This window comes from Micromonospora sp. ATLC20 (assembly GCF_057196585.1).
The window spans coordinates 21,976-30,060 of sequence record NZ_JBXUOV010000063.1; the positions used below are offsets into that span (position 1 = coordinate 21,976).

General features: G+C 75.5%; 9 protein-coding genes. 1 reads left to right on the forward strand and 8 read right to left on the reverse strand.

Going from position 1 to position 8,085, the window contains the following annotated elements; genetic code table 11:
• The first annotated feature begins 13 nt into the window (after positions 1-13).
• Positions 14-718 (forward strand): LON peptidase substrate-binding domain-containing protein, encoded by a 705-nt coding sequence (locus tag AC2CHG_RS15565; protein ID WP_402808640.1) that lies wholly within the window; start codon positions 14-16, stop codon positions 716-718.
• Here the strand turns inward: AC2CHG_RS15565 and AC2CHG_RS15570 are convergent.
• The 8 genes from AC2CHG_RS15570 to AC2CHG_RS15605 form a co-directional block, all read right to left on the reverse strand.
• Positions 684-1,514, reverse strand: a complete 831-nt coding sequence (locus tag AC2CHG_RS15570) for a DUF2567 domain-containing protein (RefSeq protein ID WP_366622215.1) — start codon at positions 1,512-1,514, stop codon at positions 684-686. The two genes, AC2CHG_RS15565 and AC2CHG_RS15570, sit on opposite strands and share 35 nt — an antisense overlap.
• Before the next feature lie 48 nt (positions 1,515-1,562).
• Positions 1,563-3,110, reverse strand: a complete 1,548-nt coding sequence (locus tag AC2CHG_RS15575; RefSeq protein WP_262014604.1) for an ATPase — start codon at positions 3,108-3,110, stop codon at positions 1,563-1,565.
• A gap of 140 nt (positions 3,111-3,250) precedes the next feature.
• Complete coding sequence (locus AC2CHG_RS15580; RefSeq protein ID WP_402808634.1) at positions 3,251-4,099, reverse strand: hypothetical protein; 849 nt, start codon at positions 4,097-4,099, stop codon at positions 3,251-3,253.
• 1 nt (position 4,100) lies between these two features.
• Complete coding sequence (locus AC2CHG_RS15585; RefSeq protein ID WP_484524987.1) at positions 4,101-5,045, reverse strand: RluA family pseudouridine synthase; 945 nt, start codon at positions 5,043-5,045, stop codon at positions 4,101-4,103.
• Positions 5,042-5,656 (reverse strand): signal peptidase II, encoded by a 615-nt coding sequence (gene lspA, locus AC2CHG_RS15590; protein ID WP_262014601.1) that lies wholly within the window; start codon positions 5,654-5,656, stop codon positions 5,042-5,044. The genes AC2CHG_RS15585 and lspA overlap by 4 nt, the downstream gene beginning before the upstream one ends.
• Positions 5,657-5,724: 68 nt before the next feature.
• Complete coding sequence (locus tag AC2CHG_RS15595; protein ID WP_018785248.1) at positions 5,725-6,144, reverse strand: TraR/DksA family transcriptional regulator; 420 nt, start codon at positions 6,142-6,144, stop codon at positions 5,725-5,727.
• Between the two features lie 225 nt (positions 6,145-6,369).
• Positions 6,370-7,875 (reverse strand): potassium/proton antiporter, encoded by a 1,506-nt coding sequence (locus tag AC2CHG_RS15600; RefSeq protein WP_484524988.1) that lies wholly within the window; start codon positions 7,873-7,875, stop codon positions 6,370-6,372.
• Positions 7,876-7,897: 22 nt separating this feature from the next.
• The coding region (locus tag AC2CHG_RS15605) for a DUF167 family protein (protein WP_484524989.1) at positions 7,898-8,085 on the reverse strand (188 nt) is incomplete at its 5' end.

The window sequence follows — 8,085 nt, forward strand, 5'->3', positions numbered from 1 at the left end:
TACGCTCGATCACGTGAGCGCACGGCTGCCGGTGTTCCCGCTCGGGACCGTCCTCTTCCCCGGGCTGGTCCTTCCGCTGCACATCTTCGAGGAGCGCTACAAGGCGCTGGTGCGCCACCTCGTGGGGCTGCCCGAGGGCGCGCCGCGCGAGTTCGGCGTGGTGGCGATCCAGGCCGGCTGGGAGGTCGCGGCGGCCGGGCCGCCGGGGCGTTCCGGGCCGGTCGGCGGCGACGTCACGCTGCACGAGGTCGGCTGCACCGCCGAGCTGCGGCAGGTCACCGAGCTGGCCGACGGCGGCTTCGACATCGTCACGGTCGGGCGGCGGCGGTTCCGGGTCGCCGAGGTGGATGCCTCCGCCGAGCCGTACCTGACCGCCGAGGTGGAGTGGCTGCCCGAGCCGGACGGCCCGGACGAGGTCTCCGACCTGCTGGCGGCCCGGGTGATCTCGGTGTTCCGGCAATATCTCGGCCTGATCCGGCCGGACCAGCAGGAGATCACCGAGCAGCTGCCGGAGGATCCGACGGTCCTGTCGCACCTGGTCGCCGCGACCGCCGCGCTGACCGTCGCCGACCGGCAGCGGCTGCTCGCCGCCGACGACACGGCCGGGCGGCTGCGCGCCGAGCTGCGCCTGCTCAACCGGGAGACGGCGTTGCTGCGCCAGGTGCGCGCGGTGCCGGTGCCGCTCAGCGAGCTGGCTGGTCCCCCGGCGCCGAACTGAACCCGGGCGGGGGCGGCGGCCAGGCCGCGTCGGGCTCCGGCTCCGGCCGCAGCGACGGCCACCGCGACCAGCCCGCCAGCAGCGTGTACGTGACTGCGGCGCCGAACGCGGCGAGCAGCAGGTTCCCGTGCGGCACCGGCAGCGGGCCGTACCAGTCGACGCCGCCGGCGCGCAGGTCGACGGGCTTGGTGAAGGCGGTGCCCGGCGGCGCGGTCTCCACCAGCCGCTGGAACGTCGACAGCCCGATCCGGCGGCCGACCTGCCAGGCCACCACCGCCGCGCCGAGACCGCCGAGCGTCACCGCGACCAGGCCGGCCGGCCCGCGCCGACGCCGCAGCAGCACCCACAGGGCGATCGCGGCGAGCACGCCGAAGCCGAGCGTCAGGAGGCTGAACCAGCCGTCCGCGGCGATCGGCTGCTCCGGCTGCGTGGTCGCGTAGACCGTGCCGGCGGGGGTCTGCCGGACCGGGGTGGCGGGCGCCGCCCACGCCCACAGCAGGCCCAGCGGCGCGCCGAGCGCGGTGAGCAGCGCGACCACGCCGAGCGCGGTCAGCAGCGGGCGGCGGGACCGGGTGGCACCGGGTAGCTCCGCCACCACGCCCGGGTATCCGGCGAGCGGGTCGGCGCCGGGTGCGGTGACCGGCGTGCCGGCGGGTACCGGCAGGCCGCCGGGCCAGCCGGGCGGCTGAGCGTGCTCGGGCCACACGCCGCCGGGACGCGGGGCGTCGCCGGGACGCGCGTCGGTGCCGTCGGTGCGCTCGCGCGCCCGCTCGGGCTCAGGGGTGTCCGGACTCACCCGTTGATCCTCTCAGGCCCGGGCACGGCGCGGGGCGGTGGTCGCCGCTCAGCGCGCGAACGGTTCCAGCATCACCGCTGCCGCCTTGAGCCAGGCGTTGCGGGTCTCGGCCTGGAGCTGGTGGTACTCGATCGAGGAGCCGGTCTCCAGCGCCGGGTCGTAGGGCACCACGGCGACCGCCCGGGTCCGGGTGGCGAAGTGCCGTTCCAGGTCGTCCTGCAACGAGGTACGCCCCGGCGTGGGGCAGGAGATCAGCGTGACCGCGTTGTCGGCCAGCTCGCCCATGCCCACCTCGTGCAGCAGGTCGAGCATCCAGTCCGCGCTGAACGCCGCGTCCTCGCGCGGCACGGTGGTCACCACGAGCTGGTCGGCGGCCTGCATGACGGTGCGCCAGTTCGGGCTCTCCACGTTGTTGCCGGTGTCCACGCAGACCACCTCGTGGGTGCGGCGCAGCAGCTCCAGCACCCGCTTGACGGTGAACTGGTCGAGCCGCTGCGCGAAGCGCGGGCTCTCCTCGCCGGCCAGCACGTCGTACGAGCCGTCGGAGGCGTGCCGCAGGTAGTCGTCGAGGTGCGACAGCAGCGTGTTGCCCTCGAGGATCTCGATCTGCGCCAGGTCGTGGATCAGGTGCCGGATGGTACGGGCGTGCCGGGCGCTGCCGGCCCGCAGACCGAGCGTGCCGCGCAGTTCGTTGTCGTCCCAGGCGAGTACGCCGCGTCCGCGGACACTGCCCACCGTCGCGGCGGCGAGCACCGTCGCGGTGGTCTTGTGCACCCCGCCCTTGGGGTTGGCGAAGGCGAGCACCCGCGGGGTGCCCAGCTCGCGCCGCAGCACGCTGGTCGCCCGCTCCAGTTCCGGGTCCGGCTCCGGGGCGCGCCACTGCACCTGGGCCGCGTCGACCCGGCCGGAGCGGCCCTCCAGCGGGCGGCGGGGCGCGGGCACCACCGGCTCCGGGGCGGGCGGCGTGTCCGGCCGGTAGCGGCCCCGGTCGAGCAGCGCGTAACGGGACTCGGGCGGGGGCGGCGCGGGCCGGTAGCCGCCGTCCAGAAGGGAGTACCGGGACTCGGCCGGCGCCTCGGCCCGGCCGCGCGGCTCCGGACGGGCCGGTTCGGGCCGCCAGGACGGCTCCGGGCGCGGCTCGGCGGTGAAGGGCTGCTCAGGCGCGAGTGCCGGCTCGGGCGCGAACGACGGGTCGGCGCGCCAGGACGGGTCGGGCGGGTAGGGCTGCCCGGCGCGCCAGGACGGCTCCGGATCGCTGCGGTACGCCGGTTCGGCCCGGTAGGCGGGCTCGCCGTCGTGCCGGGGATCGGCGCGGAAGGCCGGGTCGACCCGGAACGTGGCCTCGGCCCGGTAACCGGGCTCGGCGCCGTACGACCCGTCGGGGGCGCGGCCGACGGCGGTGGCGCGCCCGGTCCACCCGGCGCCCGCGCCACGACGGGGCAGCGGGTCGGGCGGCGGCGCCGGTTGCTCCTCGACGTGCCGGTCGGCGTCGGCGTGCTCCGCGCCGCGACCGCCGAGCCGGGCCCGGTCGAGCAGCGCCCGCCACCGCGGTGCCGGCTCGCCCTGCCGACCCCAGCCGGTCTCGCTGCCGTCCAAGGATTCGCCCTCCCCCAGCCCATCGATCTCCGCCTGACAGGCTACGAACGAAACCCTATTCGGACCACTCCCCGCGCCGCACATCGCCCGGTGGTCCGCCGCACCATGGGATCGGCCGGGTCGCCGCGTACCCCGATGTCTCAGGAGGTGGGAGCGGGATTGGGCGTCCCGGAGCCGGCGGCGGGCGCGGGGGCGGTGGGTGAAGGTCCGCTCACCGTCCGTGCGGCTTCCGACGAATCGCCCATTCCGCCTGCCTCGGCCGGGCCGGTGTCGGCCGGCGGCCGGACCACGTCGCGCTGTTCGGGCAGCGGCGGGGTGAACACGGTCCGGTCCAGGCGGCGCACCTCCGGCGCCGGGTCCACCACCCGTACGCCCGGACGCCCGGTGAGCGCGCGCAGGGCGTCCGGCGCGGCACTCACGACCGCGGCGTAGACGCAGGCGCAGCCGGTCCGGTACGCCTCCGCCTCGCGGGCGGCGACCTCCGCGCCGCTGTCGTACACCCGGCGCAGTTCCGGATCCGCGGTGGTCGCGGCGGCGCGCGAGCGGTAGTCAACGGCCTCCCGGTCCTTGCGCGTCGCGACGCCGGCCATCCCGGCCACCACGTCCTGCGGCAGGCGCAGCGCCGCGATCCGGACGATCTCCGTCTGCCGGCCGGGCAGCGGCACCCGCGCCACCACCGCCGAGACACGCGTGCCGTCCAGCGCGGCGGCCGCCCGCGCCGGGGTCAGGTAGCCGTCGAACGACACCAGCGCGTAGCCGTCCGGCGCGCCGAGGCGGGCCAGTTCGTCCCCGGCGGCCCGCAGGTACGCCGGGATGCTCGCGCCGTCGGTCACGCCGACCCTCGTCACCTCGCCCACGGTGCGGTCGCTCACCGGCCGGTCCCGCCGCTGCGCCACCGCCACCACCAGCACCACGAGCGCGCAGGCCAGTGCGACCCAGGTCAGCGCGGCGGACCGGGACCGGCGCGGCGGCGCGGGATCGTCGCTCACGTCAGTCGCGCAGGATCTCCAGCGCCCGGGCCAGGTCGTCCGGGTACTCGCTGACGAACGTCACCTCGTCGCCGGTGCCCGGGTGCGCGAAGCTCAGCGAGCGGGCGTGCAGCCACTGCCGGGACAGCCCCAGCCGGGCCGACAGCGTCGGATCCGCGCCGTAGGTCAGGTCGCCCACACAGGGGTGCCGCATGCTGGAGAAGTGCACCCGGATCTGGTGCGTACGCCCGGTCTCCAGCCGCACGTCGAGCAGGCTGGCGGCGGGGAACGCCTCGAGCGTGTCGTAGTGGGTGATGCTCGGCTTGCCGCCGGAGACCACCGCCCAGCGGTAGTCGTGGTGCGGGTGCCTGTCGATCGGCGCGTCGATGGTGCCGCGCAGCGGATCCGGGTGGCCCTGCACCACGGCGTGGTAGCGCTTCTCCACCTCGCGCTCCTTGAACGCCCGCTTCAACGCGGTGTACGCGCGCTCGCTCTTGGCCACCGCCATGATCCCGGTGGTGCCCACGTCGAGCCGGTGCACCACGCCCTGCCGCTCGGCGGCGCCGCTGGTGGAGATGCGGTGGCCGATGCCGGCCAGCCCGCCGATCACGGTGGGGCCGGTCCAGCCCGGGCTCGGGTGCGCGGCCACCCCGACCGGCTTGTCCACCACCACGATGTCGTCGTCGGCGTACACCACGGTCAGGCCGGGCACGGCCTGCGGCACCACTGCCGGCGGCGCGGCCGGCGCGGGCAGCGTGACCTCCAGCCACGAGCCCGCCTTGACCTTGTGCGAGTTGGGCCGGGCCACGCCGTCGACGAGCGCGTCCCCGGCGTCGATCAGGCCGGCGGCGGCGGTGCGGGAGAGCCCGAACAGCCGGGACACGGCCTGGTCCAGGCGCATGCCGTCGAGGCCGTCGGGCACGGGCAGGGAACGGGTGTCGCCGCCGGCGGCGAAGGCGGAGGTCACGCGCTCTCCCGCTGCTCGGCCGGGGCGGTGTCGTCGCGCTTCTCGTCGCGCTTCTCGTCGCGCAGCCGGGAGCCGTCGCGCTGCCGGCCGGTCAGCTCCAGGAAGACCGCGAGCACCACGCCGCACACCAGCGAACTGTCGGCCAGGTTGAACACCGGCCAGACCTGGCCGTACGGGTCGAACAGGCTGATCATGTCGACCACGTGGCCGACGAAGTGGCCGGGCGCGCGGAAGATCCGGTCGATCAGGTTGCCCAGCGCGCCGCCCAGCACCAGGCCCAGCGACACCGCCCACGGCAGCGAGCGCAGCCGCAGCGCCATCCAGGTGATCCACCCGATCACCACGAACGTGATGATCGGGAAGACCCAGGTGTGGTCGGAGCCGATGCTCCAGGCCGCGCCGCTGTTGCGGGTGAGGCTGAAGTAGACGGCGCCGCCGAGCAGCGACACCGGCTCCCGGCCGGTCAGCTCGGCGAGCGCGAGCTGCTTCGTGCCGAGATCCGCCAGCAGCGAGAACAGGGACACGCCGAGCAGCAGGCCGACGGCCTTACGGCGGGGCGCGCCGGCGCCCGACTCGGTGGTGCCGGCCCCGGCGGGCGGTGCTGCGGTCATCTGCTCCCCATCGACGCTCGCGAGACGGTGCGGTCACCGTCTGCCGTACGGCCGCCGGGGAGCGGTGATCAGCGCCGCTCCTCCAGCTGCTTGCACGTCACGCAGAGGGTGGCCGACGGGAACGCGGCGAGCCGCTCCACCGGGATCGGGTTGCCGCACCGCTCGCACCAGCCGTAGCCACCCTCGTCGAGGCGCTCCAGCGCGCGCTCGACCTGCGTGATCCGTTCCTTGATGCTGTTGGCGAGAGAGATCTCCTGCTCCCGCTCGAACGTCTTGGTCCCGGTGTCGGCCTGGTCGTCCCCGGCCGAGTCGGTCAGCCGGTCGCGCTGCAGCTCGGTGATCTCGCTCAGCGTCTGATCGTACTCGGCGTTCAGCTCGTCCCGCCGTGCCGCCAGGGCGGCCCGGATCTTCTCGGTCTCCGCCGCGCTGCGGGTGGCCTTCGCCACCGGCTTGCGACCGGCGGTCCTGGTGTCGGCTGGCTTCGCCATCGTCAGCTCCCTCAGCCGCGCGGAGCGGCGGTCAGCGGTGCGTGGGCGGGGACGCCGTCGTCGGCGTCGTCCGCGTACGGAAGGGTGCACGGCGAGTGGGCCCGCCGTGCACTCCGGAGGTTGGCAAGAATACGGAACGTACAGGCGTCCGACAACGTGCCGCACCGTCGTCCCACGTATCCGCCCCGGACTGCCATCAATCGGGGCAAAAGGAACGGTAGCAGATCAGCGGGCCGTCTCCTCGCCGTACTCCCCGAACCACCTCGCCAACCGGCCCCGGCGACTCACCGCCCGCAGCCGCCGCTCGGTCTCGTCCCGTACTCCGGCGGTGGCGACGATGAGCAGGCTGTCCCCGACCTTGAGCCGGGTGTCAGCGCCCGGCACGAAACCGACCCCGTCACGCAGTACCAGCGTCACCGCGGCGCCGACCGGCAGCCGCAGCTCGTCCACGTGCACCCCGGCCAGCCGCGACCCGGCGGGCACCTCCAGCTGGAGCAGGTCGGCGCGCATCCGTTCCAGCGGGGCCGTCTCCAGCAGGATCTCGCTCGCCTCGGCCGGCGCGGTCACACCCAGCCGCCGGGCCGCCGGCGCCAGCGTCCCGGCCTGGAGCAACGTGAAGATCACCACCAGGACGAAGACGGCGTCGAACAGGCGGTCCGCCCCCGGCACGTGCAGCGACAGCGGGATGGTCGCCAGCACGACCGGCACCGCGCCGCGCAGCCCGGCCCAGGACAGGAACGCCTGCTCGCGCAGGTTCACCCGGAACGGCAGCGCGGAGACCGCCACGGACAGCGGCCGGGCGAGCAGCAGCAGCGCCAGCCCGGTGATCACGGCCGGCAGCACCGCCGAGTCCAGCCGGCTCGGCGAGACCAGCAGCCCGAGCAGCACGAACAGGCCGATCTGGGCCAGCCAGGCCAGCCCGTCGGCGAACCCGAGGATCGCCTGGCGGTGCGGCAGCCGGGAGTTGCCGAGCAGCACGCCCGCGACGTACACGGCGAGGAAGCCCGAGGCGTGCAGCACCGAGCCGGCCGCGTACGCCAGCACGGTGAAGCCGACCACCGCGATCGGGTACAGGCCGGCCGACGGCAGCGCGGCCCGGCGCAGCGCGTACCGGCCGGCCAGACCCGCGCCGACCCCGACCGCCGCGCCGGCGCTCAGCTCGTAGCCGAGCACCAGCACCTCGTACCACCAGGGGTGGTGGGCCTCGACCCCGGCGCGGGACAGCAGCAGCACCAGCAGCACGACCGGGGCGTCGTTCACCCCGGACTCGGCCTCCAGCGCGGCCACCAGCCGGGGCGGCAGGCGCAGCCGGCGCAGCGTGGCGAACACGGCCGCCGCGTCGGTGGAGGAGAGCACCGCGCCGTAGAGCAGCGACAGCCGCCAGTCCAGGCCGAGCAGCAGGTGCACCACCACGCCGACGACCACGATGCTGACCACGACACCGACCGTGGACAGCGCCGCGGCCAGGCCGAGCACCGGCCGCAACGTGGTCCACCGCGCGGTCAGGCCGCCCTCCGCGATGATCACGATGAGCGCGCAGAAGCCCAGCACCCGGGTCAGTTCGACGTCGTCGAACCGGATGCCCAGGCCGGCCTCGCCGAGCAGCACGCCGAGCGCCAGGTAGACCAGCAGGCTCGGTACGCCGAGCCGGGTGGAGAACCGCACCGCGCCCACCGCGACCAGCAGCACGGCGGCGCCCACGAGCAGCGCGACGTCGAGCCCCGGGGTCATCGCCGGCCGGCCCGACCGGACCTCACGCCGTGCTGCCGTCGCGCAGCCGGCGCAGCACCTCGGGCAGTCCGTCGTGCGGGCGCTCGACCAGGAACAGCTTGTCCCGGCTGGCCGCGCCGGACCGCAGCGACACGGTCGTCGGCCGGACACCGAGCGCGTCGGCGAGCGCGCGCCGGGCCGCCTCGGTGGCGCGGCCGTCCACCGCCGGCG

Excerpts from the sequence above, each read along its gene's own strand:
- AC2CHG_RS15595 (WP_018785248.1), bottom strand. The coding sequence starts at position 6,144 with ATGGCGAAGCCAGCCGACACCAGGACCGCCGGTCGCAAGCCGGTGGCG.
- AC2CHG_RS15600 (WP_484524988.1), bottom strand. The coding sequence starts at position 7,875 with ATGACCCCGGGGCTCGACGTCGCGCTGCTCGTGGGCGCCGCCGTGCTG.
- lspA (WP_262014601.1), bottom strand. The coding sequence starts at position 5,656 with ATGACCGCAGCACCGCCCGCCGGGGCCGGCACCACCGAGTCGGGCGCC.